Source organism: Pseudolysobacter antarcticus, assembly GCF_004168365.1.
In the GTDB taxonomy this organism is placed as follows: Bacteria; Pseudomonadota; Gammaproteobacteria; order Xanthomonadales; family Rhodanobacteraceae; genus Pseudolysobacter; species Pseudolysobacter antarcticus.
This window is the reverse complement of the sequence record NZ_CP035704.1, coordinates 697213-719686: the sequence shown is the minus strand read 5'-3', so window position 1 is coordinate 719686 and position 22474 is coordinate 697213. Positions and strand designations below refer to the sequence as shown.

Here is a 22474-nt window from a genome sequence, read left to right as displayed (position 1 = left end):
GTCTTCAACGTGTTGTACACAGGATACCGAGGGATCAGCGCACGCACCATTTTCTACTCGGGCGGCATCGGCCCGTAGATGAAGGGTGGAAACGCAACTTCCATACTCCTCAACTCGTGGTAGACGCCACGGTCATGCTGCTGGGTGCGGCTTTTCCGGAGCACGATGCCCAGCACGACGAAGGCCAGCCAGATCGACACACAGGCCAGAACCAGTGCGGCCTTGACCAGGAAGGCCAGACTTTTCAGCAGCAGCCGAAGCGCGGGATGCAGGGTCATGTGAACTCCGAAAAAATCGAACGACAAAGACTACGATTGTGACTTTAACACCGGTGACGTAAACACGCTACACACCGACAGTGGGCGGGTGAAACGCACCCCTCCCCGCGCCAATCCCCGTGAAGTGCTCGCACTGAATCTGAAACGGTTGCGCGCGATCCACGGCTGGTCGCAGGACACACTCGCGCTCGAAGCCGGACTCGATCGCACGTTTGTCGCTCATGTCGAACGTCTGCGCCGCAACATCGCGCTGGACAACATGGAGAAACTCGCCGTCGCTCTGGGTGTACCGCTGGCCTGGTTGCTTGAAGTCGATCTGGCGAGTCAGCTTCAGGACACCGAGTAGGCAGCGCCTACGCATGCACCCGGCGTGCGTGTGTCGTCACCGGAATTTGGCTTTACACTCGCTCTCGCAACTCCCCTTTCAATCGAGGAAGAAAATACCGATGGCAACGACCAAGAAGATCGCCGCAAAAGTATCCGCGCGCAAACCGATTACCGATGTATTGACCAAGACAGCGCTCATCGCGCATCTGGCGAGCGACAGCGGTGTGGATGCCAAGGGCGTGCGTGCCGTGCTGACGTCACTTGAGCATGCCATCACTGGTTCGCTGCACAAGAAAGGCGCGGGCCATTTCACCCTGCCCGGCCTGCTCAAGATCACGGCCCATGCCGTGGCCGCCAAACCCAAGCGCAAGGGCGTAGATCCGTTCACCAAGGAAGAGCGCTGGTTTGCGGCCAAGCCGGCCAGCATGAAAATGAAGGTACGCACGCTGAAGAAACTCAAGGACGCCGCCGGCTGATCCGGACGCGATGGCTCGGGTGTTGCCTGGCGATCGCACCGATCGCCAGGCAACACCTCACTTCGGTGCAGGCAAATGGTCGAGTGACCGCAAGGTCTGATCATCGCGCCGATACGCCAAATAGAGGGTTTCCAGCATGCGCGTGCGCGCCTGCGTCACGGCATGGCCTTTGGCCATCGCGTTGGAGAGTTCATCGCTCGTCAACGTCCGCTGCGGATTTTCCCCGCCGAGTTCGACCAACCCCTTTTCAGCAAGGGTCGTGAGATTTACACGAAGTATGCCCGAGCCTTATTTCGACACAACCATTGGAAGACGTGGCCCGGGGCTTCTCTGCAAATCTAGTTCACGGACAGTTGTAGGTGCTATCGAATCCAGCGCGAAAAATATCGTCATTTCTTCCTGGCGATGACCCGTACTCATATGCCCCTAAATCAGGTGCAGAACCCCAGATACGCGCGTTCCCTCGCTGATCGGTCGCCGGCAAATGTGCGCAGGGGATTGCTGCATCAATGGCCGGGCTGTCTGCCTGTAGCGCCATCGTTTGCGTGTTACCACCATTGTTTTGCAACGGCTCAAGTTTCGGATCATTTGTCATAGGGGGCGAGCCAACGCTGCTTGCCAACCCAAAATTTCCGAACGAATCTATGATATTCGCGCCGACGTATGTGACCGTGGCTGTATTGCCTGAGTTAGTTGCAAGCGTACCTGGGACGACATTGTTTGCAACGTCGTTGGTCGCGCTGCCGTTGCCATACACGATGCTGTTAGCAATGCGGAGCGAGGCTGCACTTGCTGAACCGTTCTGGATCACGTTGCCATACGCCAGCGAGTAGATAGCGCTATCGCTGGCCCCTGTGCTCGCGTCGTTGCCGTTGGTGCCTGACACGCTATTGGCTGCGATCGTGCAAAAATTCATGCTGACCGCACCATTGAGATTGAAGATTGCGCCGCCTATACCGGATCCATCACCGCCTGCACCTCCATTGGCTGCGTTCCCACTGATGCTGACATTGGTCAGGTCGACAGTTCCTGCATGATTGAAGATTGCGCCGCCCATCCCGCTTCCGCTCCCGCCTCTTTCGGCGAATCCATATCCGCCGCCGAAACCACCTTGCACCGCTTCAGCGCCGGTGATGCTACCGCCGCCGCCACCGCCAAAACCGCCAACACCACCTATCCCGTAAATGAAATCTTCGTAGCCACCACCACCGCCGCCGCCGAAACCACCGCCGCCGCCATCCGACAAAAAAGCTCCTGAACTCCCACCGCCACCGCCGATACCTCCGCCTCCGCCGCCGCCGCCTGGACTGCCATTATTGGTAGGAATATCGCCACGGTGACCGCCGGTGCCAAAATCACCGCCCGCACCAGCACCTGTCCTGCCAGAACCGCCATCGCCACCATCCGCAGAACCATTGCCAAGGGCGCCCATACCACCTCCCGTGGATCCATTGCCGTTTGACCCCGTGATAAATCCGCCGCCTCCGCCGCCACCTGATTGCCCGATAGGGGCCCCTAGGCCACCGACACCGCTAAAGCTACCGCCAAATCCACCACCGTTGCCACTGTCGCCATCGATGGGTGCATCCTCACCCATACCGCCACCGCCATACGCCGCTCCATAGGTTCCGGTTAATGCTTTCATGACGTTGGTTCCACCCTGCGCGACGTTGCCAGTCAAGGTGACTGCCGCGAGTGTGAGTCGACCCTGATTGAAGATAGCCCCGCCCATGCCGGCACCGCCGCCTCCGCCTCTCGTCCAGCTATCGCCTCCCTTGGCATAGCCGCCACTCAGCGTTAGATCATTGAGAGTCAAGCTACCGGCGCGTAATTCGAGACCGCCGGAGACATAAAAGAAACGAAATGCATTTACTGTCATCGGCGTCGGGTCGCCAACATGTGTAGCTTGCAAAGTGGCGCCATTACCATTGATGACGATGGTCGATGCAATCGGTGGAAGCGCGTTGGGGCCATACCACCAGTTATCTGCAACGCTGAATGTATAGGTACATAGCGGAGCGAGCTCGATAGTATCGGCACCGCTAACGCTGTCGTTCGCGTTGGTGATTGCCTCTATCAAGCCTCCGCTGTCGCCCGTCGTGCCAGCGCAGCCAATCTGAGTCGCATGCACTGCCGAAGACATGCAAAATACTAGGGCGAGCACGACCAAAACTAGCTGAGGGGCATGCTTGCGGGATAGCGGCCTCACACGCCCCATATCCAGATGCGAAGTGCAAACGCATTTAGTAAGTCTCTTGGGAAGTCTGAACATTCAGTCTCTGCCGGGAATCTTGGCATCACGCCGATAGGTAATATAGCTCTGCTCCAAGGGGCTGATCGCCCGAAATGCGCTCAAGGCATCCAGTGAACTGACTAAGGCGTCGATAAGCCCGCCCGGTGACGACAAAAGGGTCGGATCGCGACCCTCGTGCTCGATGAATAAGGCCTCGATAGAGGATCGTCCACTCGTCTCGATTGACATGCTTATCTCCTCAAGTAAACAGCGGTAATTTGTTCGCGCTCGCGACGAGCACGCCACCCATTGCAACCGGACCGTGAGCGCAGTTACGTTTCTTTTTTTACTCCATTCCTTCGGCCTCGGCCTGCTTGGCATAGATCCCGCGCCCTCTTTCAGTTCTTGATAATAGAACCATGTATAAGCATGCCGCATGCAGCGCGAATAGCTCAAGCGGTGACTTATCGAGGCTCCCGCAGAAATTCCCAGATGCAGATCGCCGCGCCGCGTTTGGCATACCCCAATGCAACTCACCGTGGGTATGCCCACACTGTGATCGCCAGGCCACCTGTTTTCGATGTCATCGTCGAGATAGCGCCGGCAGTATTGGCCAGCGTGCGGAACATCCCCTGATGTCAGCTTGAACGCCGGCTGTACTGGTCTAATTCTAACGGACACCTCGATAGGGGATCATTCCCCCAACGAGGACAAACGATATGTGCCGTATTTAGACCTTCCCACAATGTACGCTGCCGCACAGATTGCAGATTGATTCCAAGGTATGGTGTGTTTGTGCAAATCTTAAGCGTGGAATCTAATCCGAGCCGGTACGGTGAGTGTGGGTAATCCGAAGCGCATGTCTATCTGAGTCATTTTGGAAGAGCTACTAAATGAAAAGGAAATGTGCAAGCAGGCTCGCGTTCGGAATTGCCATGCTGCTTTGCAGCTCATTGCCTGCATGGGCCCAACTTAGCTCCTTTGCGGTGCTGGGCGGCTCGACGGTGACCAATACCGCTACGCCTACCGTGATTAACGGCAATCTTGGCGTATCACCGGGCAGCGCGGTCACCGGCTTCCCCCCTGGAATCGTGACAGGAGGGACGATCCACGCCGCCGATACGATTGCGGGCTCGGCCCAGACTGACCTCACAACTACTTACAACAATCTGGCCAGTGCGCCTTGCAACACCGACCTGACCGGTCAGGACTTGGGCGGCAAGACGCTGATCCCAGGCGTCTATTGCTTTTCCACCTCTGCTCAGCTGACGGGCACGCTCACCTTGGATGGTCAAAGCAATCCCAATGCAGTTTTCGTTTTCAAGATTGGCAGCACTTTGACAACAGCGAGCGCCGCGTCCGTCGTGTTGATCAACAGCGCATCGCCTTGTGGGGTTTTCTGGCAAGTCGGCAGCTCCGCGACTCTAGGGACGGGTACCGCGCTGCAGGGAAGCATTGTCGCGCTTTCCAGTGCCACCTTGAACACCGGCGCAAATGTGTCAGGAAGAGTGTTGGCACGAAATGGTGCGGTGACCCTGGACAACAGCCATGTCACCGTATGCGCCGGTGGGCCGGTCTCCGGTCCCATTTTCTCGTCGGTCCCTACCGTACTGCCAATACTTTCGCCCGCGTTTTTGCTGTTGCTGGCCCTCGTGCTCGTGTCGGCAGGCGTGTTGATGATGAGAAAAAACGTCTAGCAGGCTGCTTATCCCTCATCTGTCTTGATGACGCGCACCTTTACGCGGCAAACCACTGCATTTAGGTCGCGAGGAGGGATTTCTAGTCAAGCCGAAACCTTGAGCTCCGCAAATGCGGGCCTTAACGGCGAGATTTGCTTGGCGGTTCTATCGCAATGATTTTCGGCGGAGTGCTGGGGTCGCTTCGTCCGGGTGATGCTTGGTATTGATGTAGTCCGCATGCGCGTAGTGCGCGGCTTCCATTTTGTGGTCTTGGGTGGCGTCCTCGCGGGGCGTTACGAAGGTGGCCTCGGGCCGAAAACATAGATAGCACGACCACCCTCACGAAGCTTTCACTTATGTGCGTCAGCGTACAGATCGAGCAATGACGTCCGAGATACGCTCACCTCTCGGGATCGGTAATCTTTGCAATACCCCTGCAAGATTGAACTCGGCTTTTGTCCGACGCCCATCCGTAAAACGGGATTTGTCATGTTAGAGCAATCCATTGTTGCCCACCCGGTCGGACGACTGGGCGGCAAGTTGTTCCCAGCACTTTACGTTGCACCGTTGGTCCCAATCGAGCAACCCAGTTTCTCGGAAATCCGGGGGGCACTCGTAGCATTGGCGGCAACCCAACGCGATACCGAAGATTTGCTCAAGCAAAGTGATCAAGCGCTCCTCGACGCTGGCGAACGCGCGAAGATGCGCGAGCGATTCATTGCGGTGCTGGGGCATGACTTGCGAAATTCATTGCAATCCATCGGCTTCGGTACCTACCAGCTCCGGCAAACAGTAGCCGATGCACCATCAACTGACGCCATAGCTCGAATTGAACGTAGCTGCGGTCGAATGACCGAGCTTGTTCAGAATATTCTGGATTTTGCACGCGGTCGACTCGGCGATGGCATTCCGCTCTCCCTTCGGCAAGAGGATGGATTGGCTGATGAACTACGACATGTCATCGCGGAGGTTCAGTCGGTCTACGCTGAGCGTGACATCTCAAGCGATATTAGTATCGTTTTCCCGGTCACGTGCGACCGCCGACGATTGGCTCAGTTGCTCGCCAATTTGTTGACGAACGCAGTTACCCACGGCGCTGCAGATCAGCAAGTGAAGGTACGGATACATAGTTGCGACAAGACGTTTGAGATGTCCGTTACCAACGGCGGCCCCACCATCCCGGCTGATAGGTTAGCGAGGTTATTCGAGCCTTTTTCTCACGGGGCGGACAACACTCAAGATCCGGGGCTTGGGTTGGGACTTTATATCGCCGCTGAAATTACCAAGTCGCACGGCGGAACGCTGACTGTCTCATCACAAGCGACGCAAACCTGCTTCACTTTTCGTATGCCAATGCCCACTCTAGAAGTCCAAGAAGATAAGCAGGTCGAGCCTTCGGGCGAGCAATTATTGTTCAGGTAAAACGAGTTCTGCACTCAAGGTTTGTCGGATGAAATGTTTTCGGGCCAACAGAAATCTGAAGACTCCGTGACTGCTCATTTCGGTAAATTGGTCCAAAGCCCCCCATCTCGCTTGACTCCCGCTCGATGGGTGAGACTGCCACGATCGGCAGCGAAACCGATTTACGGCAGACCGAAAAAGGCCAAACGCGCATCACGCGGAGCAGCGAAATGCTGACGCTGAAACAACAGAATGGCGCCTGGAAAATTATCGCCATCCGTTGGCAATCGACCTAGGCATTGCGGGCAACGTTTGCAACCTATGCATCCGCAATGGCATCCCCCGATGCGCACTGAAGAAATGGCTATTGACTCTGGACTCTAGTCCAAGGTTTAGCCTTAGCCCTCGTGTTTGAAGGAAGGGACCGAAATGGCCAGCTATTCGATCGGTGAAATGGCGAAACGTGCCGGTGTCGGAATTGATACCGTCCGCTACTACGAGCGGACCCGCCTGTTACCAGCAGCCACACGCTTGGCGTCGGGATACCGGAACTACGACGCCTCGGACGTGCAGCGCGTGAGTTTCATTCGCCACGCCAAGGCATTGGGCTTCACGCTGGATGAGATTCGTGACCTGCTCACGCTGTCCACGGATCGCGAGCGTGGCGTGCGTGGCATTAAGGCGCGCGCCGAATCGCGTCTGGCAGATATCGATCATCGTATCCGCGAATTGCAGCGAGTGCGCCGTGGACTGCATCAGTTGATTGCCGCATGCCCGGGAGAAGGGAATTTGGAGGCGTGTCCCATTCTGGGCGCGCTCACCCACAAGGAGAATGTATGAACCTGCACTCGATCAAACCCCAGACCGCCGCGCCAACGGCGTCCAGCGACGTCGCCAAGCGCTCGACGCGATCGTGTTGTAAACCTGTGTGCAGCACGCCACATCCCACAAGCTCCACATCGCAGCCCCCCGGCTCTGTGAAACCGATCACGACGGCGCATTCGTGCTGCTCGTCCAAAGGCGGCCCGGGTACTTCGGAGCAAGCACGCGATCCCGTCTGTGGCATGCCAGTCGATCCGCTGACCTCGGCGCACCATGCGAACTACAGCGGCCGAACGTTCTATTTTTGCTCGGCGGGATGCCGCGCCAAATTTGTTGCTGAACCAGCGCGCTACCTCCACGCCACGCCCAAGCCGATGGAACCGCCTGTGGCCGTTGGCACCATTTACACGTGTCCGATGCATCCGGAAATTCAGCAGGTCGGGCCAGGAAATTGTCCCAAGTGCGGCATGACCCTGGAGCCGATGACGCCGAGCAGCGAGCAGGACGATAGCGAGCTTGATGCCGTGCGGCGCAAATTCTTCGTCTCGGCGGCACTTGCCATTCCGTTACTTCTGATCGCGATGGGGCCGCATCTGTTTGGCGTGCATTTCGGCGAGACCACGGCACACATACTGCGCTGGATTGAACTCGCACTCTCGGCCCCTCTTGTGCTGTGGGCCGGCGCGAATTATTACCGGCGTGGCTGGAATGGTCTTCTCATCGGTTCGCCCAACATGTACACGCTGATCGGCCTGGGGGTCCTGGTCGCCTTCGGCTTCAGTTTGGCAGCAACGTTCCTGCCAGCAGCGTTTCCGCCCGCCATGCGGGATATGCACGGCATGGTCGGCGTCTACTTTGAATCAGCCGGCGTCATCGTCGCGCTGGTGCTGTTGGGTGAGTGGTTGGAGCTGCGCGCGCGTGGAAAGACCTCCGAGGCGATACGCCGGTTGCTCGATCTCGCGCCGAAGACCGCGCGTCGCATTGCCGCCGATGGCAGCGAAGAAGACATCGCGCTCGATCAAGTCCGGGTGGGCGATATTTTGCGCGTACGTCCCGGAGAAAAAGTGCCGGTTGATGGCGTAGTGATCGATGGCACCAGCAGCATCGACGAATCGCTTCTGACCGGCGAACCCATCCCTGTAGAAAAACGCATCGATGACCGCACTACGGGTGGCACGCTGAACGGTACGGGCAGCCTGAAAATTCGGGCGGATCGTATCGGCAGCGATTCCGTGTTGTCGCAAATTGTCGAGTTGGTCAGCAAAGCGCAACGCTCAAAAGCGCCCCTGCAAAAGTTGGCTGATCGCGTTTCGGTATTTTTCGTGCCGGCTGTGGTGGCGGTTGCGTTGTTGACCTTTGCCGCGTGGCTGATCTGGGGTCCCGAGCCGCGTCTGGCATACGCCATCGTGAACGCCGTCGCGGTGCTGATCATTGCGTGTCCGTGCGCACTGGGTCTGGCCACGCCGATCTCCATCACCGTTGCCAGTGGGCGCGGTGCCGAGGTGGGCGTTTTGTTTCGTGACGCGGCAGCCATCGAAGGACTGGCACATGTGGATGTGCTGGTGCTCGATAAAACCGGCACGCTGACCGAAGGCAAACCGGTGTTGACCGATGTCTTAACAGTAACGGACGTTGCCGAATCCGAACTCTTGACCATCGCCGTGGCGCTGGAGGCGGCGAGCGAACATCCTTTGGCGCGCGCCATTATCGACGGTGCGAAAAGCCGCGGGATAGCGGCTCCCGAGGTCAGCAATTTTGCCGCGGTCACTGGGCAAGGTGTTCGTGGCACGATCGGCACTGCGCTCGTCGCCTTGGGCAATGCCGCACTGATGGAATCGATCGGCGCCGATCCGGCACCGATGGCAAGCCGTGCGGACGCGCTGCGCAGCCAAGCTAAAACGGTCATGTTCCTGGCGCGGGACGGCCATCTTGTCGGCTGCGTCGCAGTGCAGGATCCGATCAAACAGGACACACGCCAGACCCTGGCCGCGTTGCAGGCCGAAAAACTTCGACTGGTCATGCTCACCGGTGACAGCGAGGTGACGGCGCACGCGGTGGCTACACAACTGGGCATCGACGAATACCACGCGAGTCAGACACCCGCGAATAAAGCCGACTGGATAGCGGCAGCGAAAGCAGCGGGCGCACACGTGGCGATGGCCGGCGATGGGGTCAACGACGCACCCGCACTCGCTGCCGCCGATGTCGGCATCGCCATGGGCAACGGATCGGATATCGCCAAGGAAAGCGCGCAGATCACGCTGGTCAAGGGCGAGCTTGCGGGCATCCTGCGTGCTCGTCGCTTAGCATTGGCCGCGGTGCGCAACATTCACCAGAATCTGACCTTCGCCTTCGCCTACAACGTCTTGGGTATTCCCCTTGCAGCCGGGGTGCTTTACCCGTTTTTCGGCTGGCTTCTCAGCCCGATGATTGCGGCCCTGGCAATGAGCTTTTCATCCGTCTCGGTCATCAGCAATGCGCTGCGGCTGAAGCGCGCAAAAATTTGATTTGTTCTCTAGCGCCCCTTGCGCATATAGCTAGGGGGGCTATGCTAAAGTAGTGTATGACCCACACCATCCGTGAAAAGAAAAAACTCCTCGCACGTGTCCGTCGCATTCGCGGCCAGGTCGAGGCGATCGAACGTGCACTCGGTAGTGAAGCGGGCTGCGATCAGGTGATGCATCTGATTGCCGGCGCGCGCGGTGCGATGGCCGGTCTTATGGCCGAAGTGGTTGAGGAGCACGTGCGTACGCACTTGGTTGATACGAAAAAGTATCCCGATGCGTTGGATGCCGATGCTACCGAGCAGCTCCTCGAAGTGGTCAGGACCTACCTTAAATGAGCCTTCCAATGGACGAGACAAATAACGTCGCGGCATCGCTCCAGCACGCTCATGTTTTCCTCGGCACGGGGCACGAGAAGAGTGAGCGCAAGACCTGGATCGTGATCTGGCTGTGTGGAGCGATGATGATTGCGGAAATCGCTGGCGGCTTGCTGTTCGGCTCGATTGCCCTCGTGGCAGATGGGCTGCACATGAGTACGCATGCCGGCGCGTTGCTGCTTGCCGCGCTCGCCTACACCTATGCGCGCAAACACGCGACCGATCTTCGGTTTACGTTTGGCACCGGCAAGCTCGGCGACCTGGCCGGTTTCACCAGCGCGATCATTCTGGCCATGATCGCCATTCTGATCGGCTATGAGTCGGTCAGTCGCCTTTTCAGCCCGGTGCCGATCCATTTTGCCGAGGCGATTCCCATCGCATTTCTGGGTTTGGGCGTGAATGTCCTCAGTGCATGGTTGCTGAGCGGCGACGACCATCACCACGGCCATAGTCATTCAGCTGCGCATGCAGGTGACGAGACGCACCTCATTCAGACGCGGGTCGGAACGATCGTTGTGGAGGTCTTCGAGGAAGGCGTGCCACCGCGCTTTCGGGTGCGCTCCGAGGGCAACGTCCGACTCGCCGCAGAATCGATCATGATCGAAACGGTAAGGCCCGACGGCGCACGCCAGCGATTCACCCTGATCGACAAAGTCGACTATCTGGAATCGCTCGAGGAAATTCCGGAACCGCATGAATTCACGGCGCACGTTCGCATCGGCGACCACGAAGCGTATCCAGTCCAATTCGAAGAGCATGCACATTCGCACGGCGCAGCACACCGCGACAACAACATGCGCGCCGCGGTGGTTCACGTGATCGCAGATGCGGCCGTTTCGGTACTCGTGATCGTCGGGCTGTTGCTGGCGCGCACGTTCGGATGGTTATGGATGGATGCGCTCGCAGGCATCGTGGGCGCGTGCGTGATTGCCAGTTGGTCGTATGGGCTTATCCGCGACACCGGCGCCATCCTGCTGGATATGACGCCCGATGTCGGCATGGCGGACAAGCTCCGACAAACCATCGAACGCGACGGCGATACGCTGACAGATATCCATCTATGGCGCTTGGGCCCGGGCCATTTGGGCGCAATTGTCGCGGTGAAAACAACCCAGGGACATGACGCAGATTATTTCCGCACGAAGCTTGCTGCGTACCCGTCGCTTTCACACGTCACCATCGAAGTGCAGACTGCCTAAACTTGGGGTCAGTTTTTCAAACGCTGAGGAACGTACCTATCTCTGATGTGAGCACGCTGATCCCACTAATGGAATCTCTGCTGAGCTGCCCACGTTGCGGGCATCAGGCCATGGAAACGATGCCGACCGATGCCTGCATTTTCTTCCATGAATGCACGGGGTGCGGCGCCTTGCTACGTCCCAAGCCCGGCCACTGCTGCGTGTTTTGTTCCTACGGTAGCGTTCCCTGTCCTCCGATCCAACTGGAGCGGTCGTGTTGTGGCGTTGCCGCAGATTGACTAAGCGTCTGCGGCAGTTACCGCATCGTGAAGTGGCAGTAGTTAAATGGTTGCTGCGTTCCAAACGGCGTCTCATGCACGTGCGTGGTGCTTCCGATGAGTTCAAATCGGTTGCCGAAAACGGTTAGCAGTGATTTTGCGTCATAACGCACTACGTTCAAGCCGCTGCATTTCGCTGGCCCCTCGGGAGCGAAGGTGGCGATGATGACATTCCCGCGCGGTCGAAGAGCTTGGCCTAGCTGACGAAAGTAGGCCGCGCGGCCAGCTGCTGTCGTGAGGAAATGAAATACGGCGCGGTCGTGCCAGAGGTCATAGCGTTGCGTCGGCAGATCCTCGTGCGTGATATCAGCAACATGCCAGCGAGCGCGATCCGCTACACCGCCGAGCCGGGCACGCGTGCCTTCAATGGCTGCTCGCGAAATGTCCAGCACGCTGACATCGGAATAGTTGCGTTCCAGTAGATCGTCGACCAGCGTCGATTGACCGCCGCCAATATCGATGATGGCTGCGGCTCGATCTGGCAACGCATGCTCAATCATTGTCAGCGAGAGTTCTAGGTGGGGCCGATACCAACTGACGGCGGTGGATGGCTTCGTCTGGTACACGGTTTGCCAGTGCGTTTTTGCCTCTGTCGCGATCAATCTCTGGTCCTCTCTAAGCACGGCTATGAAGACCGCGAGCGCATCTCTTCGAACCCAGTAAGCGTAGCGCTTCTTGGAGCTGCCTGGTAACAAACGATGAAAGCCAACGCGCCGTATTCGGTCTCATGCTGCGCGAGGGCGGAAACTTCATCACCCGTTATCGCTTCGCTGCAATATGGATCGGAGTACGCTAGGCTACCTCTCATGAGAGTGTCCAGACATTTGTTTGCACGACTTCGACGACGGACACCCCGCTTCTGGGTGACTGTCGTGGCACTCGTGTGCCTGCTGGTCAATCAATGGGCCGTGGCCAGCTACGTCTGTCCGACCGAAGCCACGGGCGCCGGTGTCACCACATCTTTTTCCCACGCTACGAGCATGACGCTGCCGCCATGCCATTCTCATGCGGATACGCAACGTCCCGGTCTGTGTCATCAGCATTGCTACCCGACGGTGCCATCTGCCGAGCATGGTAAGGCTCCTACAGTGGCGCAGCTCGCACTGGCCGCGGTGGTATTTTCTGTGGATTTCGCGCAGTCGCTTTCCGGGCGATCTTCCGAGCAATACGTATCGCTGACTCGCGTCACTGCACCGCCCTTGGCCGTGCAGTTCTGTCGCTTCCTGATCTAGCTTCCAACGTCTGACCGTCCTCTGTGTCGTGCTTGCGCGACGCTCTTTGGTTTTGTTGTTGGAGCTGATATGCCTCACTTATTTTTTGCGCTTTCGCGCCGCGTCCGTTTTTGGATTCAGCGGCGATATATTTCCCATTTGTCGGCGTCGATATTTTTGCTGTGGCTCGCTGCCGCATCGGCAAGCGAGGCCACACCGCTCAGCCTCGATGAGGCCGTGCAACTCGCCGGAATCCACGCGCCTACGCTCGATGCACGCCAGGCTGCCGTCGAGTCTGCCGAGCACACGGTACTGCCGGCCGGCCAATTGCCCGATCCGGAACTGGTGTTCGGCATCGATAGCCTGCCGGTAACGACAGACGAACGTTTCAGCCTGACGCGCGATAATTTTACCGAGCGCAAGATCGGCCTGATGCAGACGTTCACGCGCCCGGAAAAGCGCCGCCTGCGCAGTGAACGTGCCGAGGCCGGTGCCGCGCGTGAGCGCGCACTGCTGACCACCGAGCACCTGACCTTGAACGAAGCCGTGGCGCGGGCGTGGATCACGCGCAAGACCGCTGAGCGTCGCCTGGTACTGCTGCACTCCCTGCAAGCCCGCGCGCAGACCCAGATCGACGCAGCGACTGCGGCGCTCAGTGCAGGACGAGGTGCGAGTGCCGATGCGATTGCTGCCACTGCCGCGAAGGCCATGCTGGAGGATCGCATCAGCGAGGGCGAGCGCGATCTCGAAACTGCCAACGCAGAGTTGGCGCGCTGGCTGCCGGATGCACAGGATCGCCCGCTCGGCGACGCGCCGGACTGGTCGAATCTCGGCAGCAATCCCGACGCGCTGCTCACGAACATCGCCCATCATCGCGAGTTGCTAGCGTATGACGCTGCCGAACAGGCAGCAACGGCCGAGGTGGATTTGGCGCGCGCAGAAAAAACGCCGGATTGGTCGGTCGAGTTCGACTACGCCCAACGCGGACCACGCTACTCAAACTTCATAACCGTGCAACTGCGTGTGCCGTTGCCGATCTTTGCGGCATCCCGCCAAGATCCGATAATCGCCTCGAAGCAGGCCGCGGTCGCCCAAATCACCGCGGAACGCACGGCCGCGCAACGCATGCACACGGCGGAATTGCGCAAGACGCTCGCCGCCTGGCGCAGCGCCAAGGATCGTGTGCACCGTTACGAAACCGAGCTGCTGCCGCTGGCCGACGATCGCGCCGATGCCGCGCTCGCGGCCTACCGTGGCGGGCGTGGTGACTTGCAAGCCTCCTTGAGTGCGCTCGATCAGATGGTCGAGCAACGGCTGGTCTACACCGACTTGTTGAACACGCTCGGCCAATCCTGGGCCGCGCTCCATTTTGCCTTTCCGCAGGAGCACTGAGCCATGCGCCGTCTTCCTCAATTGATCCTCCTGATCGGTGCCTTTGTGTTGGGCGTTGCTGCGACGCTTGTATTGGTTCATCGCAGCGGCCCGGTATCCATGCCCCCGTCATCCGACGTTGCCGCACCGGACAAGAAAGCCCTGTACTGGTACGACCCGATGGTGCCCGTGCAGCATTTCGATCATCCCGGCAAATCGCCATTCATGGATATGCAGCTCGTGCCGAAGTACGCCGGCGGAGCGAGCGAGGATGCCGGCGGCGTGCACATTGATCCGCGCGACGTGCAGAACCTCGGCGTGCGCACCGCGCGCGTCGAGCGCGGATCGCTTGCACTGATCGTGCGCGCCACAGGTAGCCTGGTGTTCGATGAGCGCACGGTGAGCGTCGTGCAAAGTCGCGTACCAGGCATTGTTGAACAGTTGCTGGTCCGATCACCGCTGGCTACGGTCGCACAAGGTCAACCGCTACTCACGCTGATCGCACCGGACTGGACCGCGGCGCAGGAGGAATATCTTGCGCTGCGACGCACGCACAACGAAGGCTTGCAGGCGATACGGGATGCCGCGCGCCAGCGACTGCTGTTGCTTGGCATGAGTGATGCGCAAGTCCGCGCCATCGAGCGCAGTGGTCATGCGCAAACACGCATCACGATCAGCGCACCGCGCGCGGGAGTCGTTGGCGAACTCAACGTTCGCGAAGGCGCGACCGTGATGGCTGGCGCCTCGCTGCTGCGCATCAACGGCCTCGATACGGTGTGGATGAATGCGGCCATTCCCGAGATGCAAGTCGGTCGCATCAGTGCGGGCGCACAGGTCACGGCCACGCTACCCGCATTCCCTAGCGAGTCTTTCAGCGGCACGATCGAGGCGCTATTGCCGGAGGTCGATGCGATCACACGGACGCAGATGGCACGGATTGTCCTAGCCAACCCTGCGCGACGGCTTGCGCCCGGGATGTTTGCGCACGTGGAAATAGCTTCGTCTGTCGGCGTGGCGGAAAGTCTTGTCGTGCCGACTGAGGCCGTCATCGCGACCGGCCTGCGCAGCGTCGTGATCGTCGATGAGGGGCACGGGCGGTTTCGTGCCCAGGAGGTTCGTATCGGCGACGAATCGAGTGGCAAGACGTCGGTGCTGGAAGGATTGAAGGATGGCGATACCGTCGTGTTGTCGGGGCAATTCCTGATCGATTCGGAAGCGAGTCTGACCGGCACGCTGTCGCGACTCGGCGGCAGCACAGAAAGCAACGCGCCGAATGGGGGCAGACCATGATCGCCACACTGATTCGCTGGTCGTTGGCCAACCGTTTTCTGGTGCTGCTGGCGGCGCTGTTTCTCGCGGCGTGGGGCGTTTATGCCGTGCAGCAAACGCCGGTCGATGCGTTGCCGGATTTGTCCGACGTGCAGGTCATCATCCGCACGACGTGGCCGGGGCAGTCGCCGCAGATCGTCGAGAACCAGGTCACGTATCCACTGACTACAACAATGCTGTCCGTGCCGGGTGCTAAAACCGTGCGCGGCTATTCGTTTTTCGGCGAATCGTATGTGTATGTGCTGTTCGAGGACGGCACGGATCTGTATTGGGCGCGCTCGCGCGTGCTGGAATACCTCAATCAGATTCAATCGCGACTGCCGAGTGCGGCGCGCACAGCGCTGGGGCCGGATGCGACCGGCGTCGGCTGGATCTACGAATACGCGCTGATCGATCGCAGCGGCAAACACGATCTGTCCGAACTGCGCGCCGAGCAGGACTGGTTCCTGCGTTACGAATTGAAGACCGTGCCGGGCGTGGCCGAGGTCGCCTCGGTCGGTGGCATGGTGCGGCAATACCAGATCGTGCTCGACCCGGATCGCATGCGCGCCTATGGCATCACGCATGCGCAAATCATCGAGGCGGTGCAGCACGCCAACGGCGAAGCCGGCGGCTCGGTGCTGGAGTTGGCCGAAGCCGAATACATGGTGCGCGCCAGCGGTTACCTGCAATCGCTGGAGGATTTTCACAGTATCCCGCTCAAGGTCGGCGCCAACGGCGTGCCGGTGTTGCTGTCGGATGTCGCACGCATCCAGCTCGGCCCTGAAATGCGCCGCGGCATCGCCGAGCTCGATGGCGAGGGCGAAGTCGTCGGTGGTGTGATCCTCATGCGCTCGGGCAAAAATGCACAAGCGATCATCGCGGCGGTCAAGGCGAAACTCGCGGCGCTGCGATCGAGTTTGCCGACCGGTATCGAGATCGTCGAAACCTATGATCGATCGCAATTGATCGGACGTGCCATCGACAATCTCAGCGGCAAGTTGCTCGAGGAATTCCTGGTCGTCGCCTTGGTCTGCGCGGCGTTCCTGTTCCACCTCCGATCGGCGCTGGTAGCGATTGTCGCTTTGCCGCTCGGTGTGCTCGCCGCCTTCATCGTCATGCATCAGCAAGGCATCAACGCCAACATCATGTCGCTCGGCGGCATCGCGATTGCGATTGGCGCGATGGTCGATGCGGCCATCGTGATGATCGAGAACGCGCACAAGCATCTGGAGGCGTGGCAGCAGGCGCATCACAACGAAACGCTCGGCAACGATGAGCGCTGGCGCCTGATCGCCGATGCGGCGACGGAAGTTGGCCCGGCTTTGTTCTTCAGCCTGCTCGTGATCACGTTGTCGTTCGTGCCGGTGTTCACGCTGGAGGCGCAGGAGGGGCGATTGTTCGCACCGCTGGCCTACACCAAAACCTATGCGATGGCCGCCGCCGCCGGATTGTCGGTGACGCTGATTCCGGTCTTGATGGGGTATTGGATTCGTGGCCGCATTCCCGAGGAGCACGCCAATCCGCTGGCACGCGGATTGATCGCGATCTACCGACCGGCCCTTGATGCGGTGCTGCGCTATCCGAAGTTCACGCTGATCGTGGCGAGCCTGTTGTTGCTCGCCACAGCATGGCCGATCACCCAGCTCGGCGGCGAGTTCTTGCCGCCACTGGATGAGGGCGATGTGTTGTACATGCCGACCGCGCTGCCCGGACTCTCGGCCGGCAAGGCGGCGCAGATCCTGCAGCAGACCGACAAGATGCTGCGCACGGTGCCCGAAGTGGCGAGCGTGTTCGGCAAGATCGGACGTGCCGAAACGGCGACCGATCCGGCGCCATTGGAAATGGTCGAGACCACGGTGCGCTTCAAGCCACAGGCGCAATGGCGCGCCGGCATGACCAAAGAAAAGCTGATCGAGGAACTCGATCACGCAGTGCATCTGCCAGGGCTGACGAATCTGTTCGTACCGCCTATTCGTAATCGTCTGGATATGCTGGCGACCGGCATCAAGAGTCCGATCGGCATCAAGGTGCAAGGCAGTGATCTGGCGGTCATCGATAAAGTCGCCGGCGACATCGAGCGTGCGGTGAAAACCGTTCCAGGCGTCAGTTCCGCCTTGGCGGAGCGGCTCACCGGCGGGCGCTATATCGATGTGGATATCGATCGCGCTGCGGCAGCACGCTACGCCCTCAACATCGCCGATATCCAGAGTGTTGTGGCGGCGGCAATTGGCGGCGACACGATAGGCGAAACGGTGGAAGGTCGACGCCGTTTTCCGATCAGTGTGCGTTATCCGCGCGAGTTGCGTGACAGCGTGCAGAAGCTGCGCGACCTGCCGCTGCTGACACCGGCTGGCGCGCAAATTCCGCTGGGCACGGTAACGCATATCGGCATCAGCGACGGGCCGCCGATGATCAAAAGCGAGAACGCGCGCCTCTCGGGCTGGATCTACGTCGATGTGCGTGACCGCGATCTGGCGTCGGTCGTGCGCGATCTTCGCGAACGTGTTGCCAATCAGGTCATATTGCCGGCCGGTTATTCGGTGCTGTGGTCGGGACAGTTCGAATACCTCGAACATGCCATTGCCAAACTGCGCGTCGTCATTCCGGCGACGCTGGTCATCATCTTCGTGCTGCTCTATCTCACGTTCGGCCGCTGGGACGAGGCGGCGCTGATCCTGTGCAGCGTGCCGTTCGCCCTGATCGGCGGATTCTGGTTTATCTACCTGCTCGGACATGCCATGTCGGTGGCCACCGCGGTAGGGTTCATTGCGCTGGCTGGTGTGTCGGCCGAGTTCGGCGTGATCATGCTGCTTTATCTCAAGCACGCTTGGGAGCGACGGTTGGCGGCGGGCGAGCCGGCCACGGCAGAAACATTGCTCGCGGCGATTCGCGAAGGCGCGGTGCAGCGCGTGCGTCCGAAAGCGATGACGGTGGCGGTGATCCTCGCCGGTCTGCTGCCGATCATGCTCGGGCACGGCACCGGTTCGGAAATCATGCAGCGCATCGCCGCACCGATGGTCGGCGGCATGGTGACGGCGCCGTTGCTGTCGATGCTGGTGATTCCAGTCGTGTATCGCCTGATGCGACAACGTATGCTGCGGCAAGGATCCATAGTCAGCGCGGCCCCGGCTGTACCGTCGGCCATGGGATAGATCGAATGCGTTGGACAACCGTTACGAGCCGCGCCGGCGCGTTCTTCCTTGCACTGGCCTCCTAGAAACGTTTGCGTTTAACTGCGATTTCAACGGATAGTCTCCCGCTATTTGGGAAGCGGCGACGTGAATATAAACCCTACGGCAATTAGCAACGCGAGTCCCATCAATGCTGCCGGGCCTCGGAAAATTTCGGGGCCATAGCTGGCGACCACCGCACAAACGATGAACCCGCTCATGCCAATGAAGGCGGCCTTGTTTTGCAGACGCCGCTGCTCATCGTCAGCTTTGCGCTTGTCATCTTCGGCACAATCGCTCTCATACTGAAAAAGGTCGAAATTGCAGTGTAGACATTCGCGCGTGGCCCGCCACGTGACCTGATCACACTGGGTGCAGAGTGAAATAACGCATCGAGATTCACAGCGATACGGTCGGATCATCAAGAGAGCCAAACTAAAAGTTCAGGCGAATCCAGAAGAGATTGACTACGCCCCTCGGCGAGCTTTAGACGGAAACGTCGTCGCCGGGTTGACCAGCGTGCGGAGCTTCCCCTGATGTCAGCTTGAACGCCGGCAACACCAGGGCACCATTCACACATGCAAAGGCATAGCCATTCTTACCTGCTCTTTGGAGCAAAAGAGATCCCGAGCTGATAAGCCAAGCCAGTCAAAAATCGGTCGAAAGAACAGGGTCTTATGGGGCAAGGGTGCTTTGTGTGGCACCGATGATGGACCGTGGTGGCGCACTTTTTTCTTTTGCAAAATCGCTCACTTAGATCGTCCCGTGCCCTCGCAGGAGCACTTGTGGATCATTGAAACGCGGAATATTGTCGTCTGCCGGAAGACCCGGCAGCAAAAAGAGAGTGGCGCAAAAGGTGGGGGGACTTGCGCTGTAAGCGGTTGGCGCAGTAGGCTTGGCTCGTGTTACGCCCGACCCCGAAAACGGTGAGTCGTAGGTGACGCATCTTATGCTGAATGTTTCATTGCGCTAGTTGCCGCAGCCAGCAACTCTCTTCAAACAATCCTCTTGTCGCATCATCGAAATAGTCGTTGCTGCGCGTCTACGATTCGTCTGATCAATCCTCGTTTGTAGGCGCAGAACTTCCCATATTTCAGGAAGTAGATGGGCAGCATTCGCGCCAGACCCACCGTGCGAAGTCCCCTTCGATACGCGCCTTCGATATCCTACGGCTCGTTATCCTCGTGCAGTTGCGACCATGGCACAGCGTTGTCAAGATCGGCTAGAAAGTTGTACCCACATGTAGCGTGACGGTGCCTTTAAATTTACCATCTGCTTGTAGCCAAGCTCAGCTGATCCGGCATCACCTACATTCGTTCGAAAAGTCCTGGACTTCGACCACAAAGAAAAATCAGGGCGTCCTATCCAAGCTAAATTCTTTGTGGGTGAGCAATCGATTCCTGAAGAACTCAAGGCACCGTACTCCGCCGATCGCTTCGTCAGTTGAATGGTCCGCACGGAAGTTCATCACAAAACCAGAATCCCTAATGCCAATTTCTCGCTATCCGGAGCGGTGCTGCAAAACAGCGTCGCCGCACGCTAAGCATCGTCGGTACGGTCCATACCGGCCTGCAAATTGAGCGCCGAGCAATCCATCGCAGTCACACACGACCCCGCGACCTCGACGCCATCGAGAGTAACGCCACAACGCCCACATCAGGCACGTTCCGGTGCCAACAATGCCCGCGAGTCCCGCATCGAACAAAATGGGGGCCAAAGCTTCCAGCAAGGGTTGAGTCGATGCCCGCCACCCCGCCGCAAAGGCCGCGCCAGACACGCATGCCACCATCAACGCCGGTCGGCAGAGCCGCAACATCATTCGTATTTCCCGGCGCATGGTCCCAGCCCCCTCGGTCAGAAGAGCACATCGTCCAGCACAATCGTCTCAGGCAGCGAGACTCAGACGGCTTTGAGCCTTTATCGGACCCATCAAAATTGGCAGCCCTCGAACGCGATAGCGCCTATCTGTGAGCACCATAACCCCGCCTGCGACCAGCGCAACACGCCCTGCGGGCGTGTCCTCCTCTGCGTTGCGGCCTTGCAGGTGCGCGGGACGCCCATCGGCGGGGTCACCGGATCTCACCGGCGCAATCCAGCGTCGATGGGAACCGACGCATATGAGCCTCATCCGCGACACGCAAGGCACCTACCGCAAAGCCACCAAAACTAGCATCACCGAGGCCGACATCCTCCAGGCCGCTGAGACCATCTTGCGCCTTCGCTTCGAACGCCTGGACACCTTGGGCTCACCCAGCCAATCCGCCGCCTTCCTCACCGCCCGCCTAGCCCATCTGGAGCACGAGGAGTTCCACATCGTGTGGCTCGACCAACGCAACCGCGTCATCGCAGTCGAAGCCCTGTTCCAAGGCACCATTGATGGGTGCAGCGTTCACTGCCGCGAGGTCATTCGCTCCGCACTGAAGCACAACGCCGCGGCGGCCATCCTGGCCCACAACCACCCCAGTGGCGTCGCCGATCCGAGTCAAGCCGACAAGCACATCACCACGGAACTCAAGAATGCGCTGGCACTGGTCGGCGTGCGGGTTTTGGACCACATCGTCGTCGGTGGAAACCGCACGGTGTCACTGGCCGAGCGCGGGTGGGTCTGAGGCTACATACGAACTGTGACCAACGCAGGGGGCGCTGAGGCAACCTATGCGATCAGGGCATACCGATGCACTTGCATCTAAAAGCTCGAAACGATGCCGACGGTCTGGCATCGGCGACGATGATCTCTAACGACACGTCCACGCAACAGTTCCAGTGTCTTGATCATTCCCCACCCGAACAATGGTTGTGATTGCGCGGGCACCCGCGCCCTGCTCGAGTCGCACTCGCTAACGCCCCAAATAACGCGTCGTGATGTCTTCCCGACTATGCCCAAGATCTTCCGCAATATTCATGCGCGCAAGATGATCAAGTTGTGCATTTGAATTAACTCCGCCTCTTACCGGCGAAGCGCATCCAGTCAGTTGTTCGTATTGGTCATTGGCCACTTGATGGCGCAATCCGTGGGACGTGATCCCGTTCTTTCGCGTGATCCCGGCTTGTCGTAAAACGATGTAGTAGCGTGTCTTCACCTGGGCGAGCGTCAGATGGGGATCGCCGATTGATTCGGTCGTTCCGCCCACCAACGCTTTCGCTTCTTCCAAAGTTTCGCGCTGAAACTCGGTTTCGATCTTTAGCGTCCGTGGACGTCCGTTCTTTGCCCCGCGCGAGATGGCGAGAACGGAGCCTTGATCCGCGAGGTGAGGGCGCAGCATGTAAGCCTCCTTTGCCCGCAGAGCAAAGGCTGCCTGAAGTTGCAACGCCATCGCAACGCGTTCGTCGATCTCTCCTACCTCTGCGATCTTTTGCATAATGTCGACGCCCTTTGTAGTCCAACTTTTATCGACGCGATTTATGCTGGTGCGCTGTACAGATACCGGCGATTCAACATACTTCCAACTTGCCTCGATCATGCCCTCTTTGCCGATCCACGCGCTAAACAAGCGAAAGATAGAGATCCTTCCCTGCAGCGTTGACGGCGACATGCCGTTTTTCTCCCAGTGTTGGCCCAGTGCTTTCATATGCGCGCCGCGAAAGGAGCGCACATCTTCCAACCGAAATCCAAGAGATCGGAGTTCCTCGAAGCCTGCAAACAGAACATCGGACCGCTTGTCTCGCGTAGCCGCACTTGCCGTGGTGCCGTTGAATTTTGTCGCGTTATGTACCGATAGCACCGCGGCAAGACTGCCTTTCCATCCCGTTTTCATCACATACACCTCTTGGTTTATGAAATACGTTTTGGTTCTCCAT

Annotated in this window: 20 protein-coding genes; 14 read left to right on the top strand and 6 right to left on the bottom strand. The window is 59.0% G+C overall.

The features are described 5' to 3' along the window. Positions 1-53: 53 nt before the first annotated feature. Positions 54-278 (bottom strand): hypothetical protein, encoded by a 225-nt coding sequence (locus ELE36_RS03145; protein WP_129831142.1) that lies wholly within the window; start codon positions 276-278, stop codon positions 54-56. An 88-nt stretch (positions 279-366) separates the two neighbouring features. Between ELE36_RS03145 and ELE36_RS03140 the strand changes: the two genes are divergently transcribed. Both ELE36_RS03140 and ELE36_RS03135 read left to right on the top strand, forming a co-directional pair. After that, positions 367-624, top strand: coding sequence for a helix-turn-helix domain-containing protein (locus ELE36_RS03140; protein WP_129831706.1), 258 nt, complete (start codon positions 367-369; stop codon positions 622-624). 100 nt (positions 625-724) lie between these two features. Continuing rightward, positions 725-1081 (top strand): HU family DNA-binding protein, encoded by a 357-nt coding sequence (locus tag ELE36_RS03135; protein ID WP_129831705.1) that lies wholly within the window; start codon positions 725-727, stop codon positions 1079-1081. A gap of 57 nt (positions 1082-1138) precedes the next feature. Here ELE36_RS03135 and ELE36_RS03130 read toward each other — a convergent pair whose 3' ends face one another. From ELE36_RS03130 to ELE36_RS03115, 3 genes are all read right to left on the bottom strand, one after another. Next, positions 1139-1321: a hypothetical protein gene (locus ELE36_RS03130; protein WP_129831704.1), complete on the bottom strand. Its 183-nt coding sequence runs from the start codon at positions 1319-1321 to the stop codon at positions 1139-1141. 103 nt (positions 1322-1424) lie between these two features. Continuing rightward, the gene (locus ELE36_RS20925) at positions 1425-3353 is read right to left on the bottom strand and encodes a choice-of-anchor Q domain-containing protein (RefSeq protein ID WP_165371452.1); all 1929 of its coding nucleotides are present in this window, start codon (positions 3351-3353) and stop codon (positions 1425-1427) included. Further along, positions 3354-3563 (bottom strand): hypothetical protein, encoded by a 210-nt coding sequence (locus ELE36_RS03115; protein WP_129831702.1) that lies wholly within the window; start codon positions 3561-3563, stop codon positions 3354-3356. Positions 3564-4249: 686 nt separating this feature from the next. Here ELE36_RS03115 and ELE36_RS03110 point away from each other — a divergent pair. The 7 genes from ELE36_RS03110 (at position 4250) to ELE36_RS20625 (ending at position 11574) form a co-directional block, all read left to right on the top strand. Then, positions 4250-5011, top strand: a complete 762-nt coding sequence (locus ELE36_RS03110) for an ice-binding family protein (RefSeq protein ID WP_129831701.1) — start codon at positions 4250-4252, stop codon at positions 5009-5011. A gap of 471 nt (positions 5012-5482) precedes the next feature. Then, entirely contained in the window at positions 5483-6415 is a 933-nt protein-coding gene (locus tag ELE36_RS03105; RefSeq protein ID WP_129831700.1) for a sensor histidine kinase, read from the top strand. 408 nt (positions 6416-6823) lie between these two features. Further along, positions 6824-7234 (top strand): heavy metal-responsive transcriptional regulator, encoded by a 411-nt coding sequence (locus tag ELE36_RS03100; protein ID WP_129831699.1) that lies wholly within the window; start codon positions 6824-6826, stop codon positions 7232-7234. A gap of 137 nt (positions 7235-7371) precedes the next feature. Beyond that, a complete protein-coding gene (locus tag ELE36_RS03095; RefSeq protein ID WP_340642632.1) occupies positions 7372-9723 on the top strand; it encodes a heavy metal translocating P-type ATPase in 2352 nt (783 codons plus the stop codon). Between the two features lie 56 nt (positions 9724-9779). Beyond that, positions 9780-10058, top strand: a complete 279-nt coding sequence (locus ELE36_RS03090; protein WP_129831697.1) for a metal/formaldehyde-sensitive transcriptional repressor — start codon at positions 9780-9782, stop codon at positions 10056-10058. Then, complete coding sequence (gene dmeF / locus ELE36_RS03085; protein WP_340642624.1) at positions 10055-11296, top strand: CDF family Co(II)/Ni(II) efflux transporter DmeF; 1242 nt, start codon at positions 10055-10057, stop codon at positions 11294-11296. The genes ELE36_RS03090 and dmeF overlap by 4 nt, the downstream gene beginning before the upstream one ends. Before the next feature lie 68 nt (positions 11297-11364). Next, on the top strand, positions 11365-11574 hold the full coding sequence (locus tag ELE36_RS20625) for a GDCCVxC domain-containing (seleno)protein (protein ID WP_129831695.1): 210 nt from the start codon (positions 11365-11367) through the stop codon (positions 11572-11574). A gap of 17 nt (positions 11575-11591) precedes the next feature. Here the strand turns inward: ELE36_RS20625 and ELE36_RS03075 are convergent, their stop codons facing one another. Continuing rightward, positions 11592-12215, bottom strand: coding sequence for a class I SAM-dependent methyltransferase (locus tag ELE36_RS03075; protein ID WP_242512339.1), 624 nt, complete (start codon positions 12213-12215; stop codon positions 11592-11594). Between the two features lie 270 nt (positions 12216-12485). Between ELE36_RS03075 and ELE36_RS03070 the strand changes: the two genes are divergently transcribed. From ELE36_RS03070 to ELE36_RS03050, 5 genes are all read left to right on the top strand, one after another. Then, complete coding sequence (locus tag ELE36_RS03070; protein ID WP_129831694.1) at positions 12486-12845, top strand: hypothetical protein; 360 nt, start codon at positions 12486-12488, stop codon at positions 12843-12845. A gap of 156 nt (positions 12846-13001) precedes the next feature. Beyond that, a complete protein-coding gene (locus tag ELE36_RS03065) occupies positions 13002-14216 on the top strand; it encodes a TolC family protein (protein ID WP_165371451.1) in 1215 nt (404 codons plus the stop codon). A gap of 3 nt (positions 14217-14219) precedes the next feature. Beyond that, a complete protein-coding gene (locus ELE36_RS03060; protein ID WP_129831692.1) occupies positions 14220-15485 on the top strand; it encodes an efflux RND transporter periplasmic adaptor subunit in 1266 nt (421 codons plus the stop codon). Continuing rightward, on the top strand, positions 15482-18658 hold the full coding sequence (locus ELE36_RS03055; RefSeq protein WP_129831691.1) for an efflux RND transporter permease subunit: 3177 nt from the start codon (positions 15482-15484) through the stop codon (positions 18656-18658). Before ELE36_RS03060 ends, ELE36_RS03055 begins: the two co-directional genes overlap by 4 nt. 2135 nt (positions 18659-20793) lie before the next feature. Continuing rightward, complete coding sequence (locus ELE36_RS03050; protein ID WP_129831690.1) at positions 20794-21285, top strand: JAB domain-containing protein; 492 nt, start codon at positions 20794-20796, stop codon at positions 21283-21285. Between the two features lie 228 nt (positions 21286-21513). Here ELE36_RS03050 and ELE36_RS03045 read toward each other — a convergent pair whose 3' ends face one another. Then, on the bottom strand, positions 21514-22431 hold the full coding sequence (locus ELE36_RS03045) for an integrase domain-containing protein (RefSeq protein WP_129831689.1): 918 nt from the start codon (positions 22429-22431) through the stop codon (positions 21514-21516). Positions 22432-22474: the final 43 nt, after the last annotated feature.

What these genes read in the sequence shown, in the direction of transcription:
- ELE36_RS03145 (WP_129831142.1), bottom strand. Translation starts at nt 278, where the DNA reads ATGACCCTGCATCCCGCGCTTCGGCTGCTGCTGAAAAGTCTGGCCTTC.
- ELE36_RS03135 (WP_129831705.1), top strand. Translation starts at nt 725, where the DNA reads ATGGCAACGACCAAGAAGATCGCCGCAAAAGTATCCGCGCGCAAACCG.
- ELE36_RS20925 (WP_165371452.1), bottom strand. Translation starts at nt 3,353, where the DNA reads ATGTTCAGACTTCCCAAGAGACTTACTAAATGCGTTTGCACTTCGCAT.
- ELE36_RS03115 (WP_129831702.1), bottom strand. Translation starts at nt 3,563, where the DNA reads ATGTCAATCGAGACGAGTGGACGATCCTCTATCGAGGCCTTATTCATC.
- ELE36_RS03110 (WP_129831701.1), top strand. Translation starts at nt 4,250, where the DNA reads ATGCTGCTTTGCAGCTCATTGCCTGCATGGGCCCAACTTAGCTCCTTT.
- ELE36_RS03105 (WP_129831700.1), top strand. Translation starts at nt 5,483, where the DNA reads ATGTTAGAGCAATCCATTGTTGCCCACCCGGTCGGACGACTGGGCGGC.
- ELE36_RS03100 (WP_129831699.1), top strand. Translation starts at nt 6,824, where the DNA reads ATGGCCAGCTATTCGATCGGTGAAATGGCGAAACGTGCCGGTGTCGGA.
- ELE36_RS03090 (WP_129831697.1), top strand. Translation starts at nt 9,780, where the DNA reads ATGACCCACACCATCCGTGAAAAGAAAAAACTCCTCGCACGTGTCCGT.
- dmeF (WP_340642624.1), top strand. Translation starts at nt 10,055, where the DNA reads ATGAGCCTTCCAATGGACGAGACAAATAACGTCGCGGCATCGCTCCAG.
- ELE36_RS20625 (WP_129831695.1), top strand. Translation starts at nt 11,365, where the DNA reads ATGGAATCTCTGCTGAGCTGCCCACGTTGCGGGCATCAGGCCATGGAA.
- ELE36_RS03060 (WP_129831692.1), top strand. Translation starts at nt 14,220, where the DNA reads ATGCGCCGTCTTCCTCAATTGATCCTCCTGATCGGTGCCTTTGTGTTG.
- ELE36_RS03055 (WP_129831691.1), top strand. Translation starts at nt 15,482, where the DNA reads ATGATCGCCACACTGATTCGCTGGTCGTTGGCCAACCGTTTTCTGGTG.
- ELE36_RS03050 (WP_129831690.1), top strand. Translation starts at nt 20,794, where the DNA reads ATGAGCCTCATCCGCGACACGCAAGGCACCTACCGCAAAGCCACCAAA.
- ELE36_RS03045 (WP_129831689.1), bottom strand. Translation starts at nt 22,431, where the DNA reads ATGAAAACGGGATGGAAAGGCAGTCTTGCCGCGGTGCTATCGGTACAT.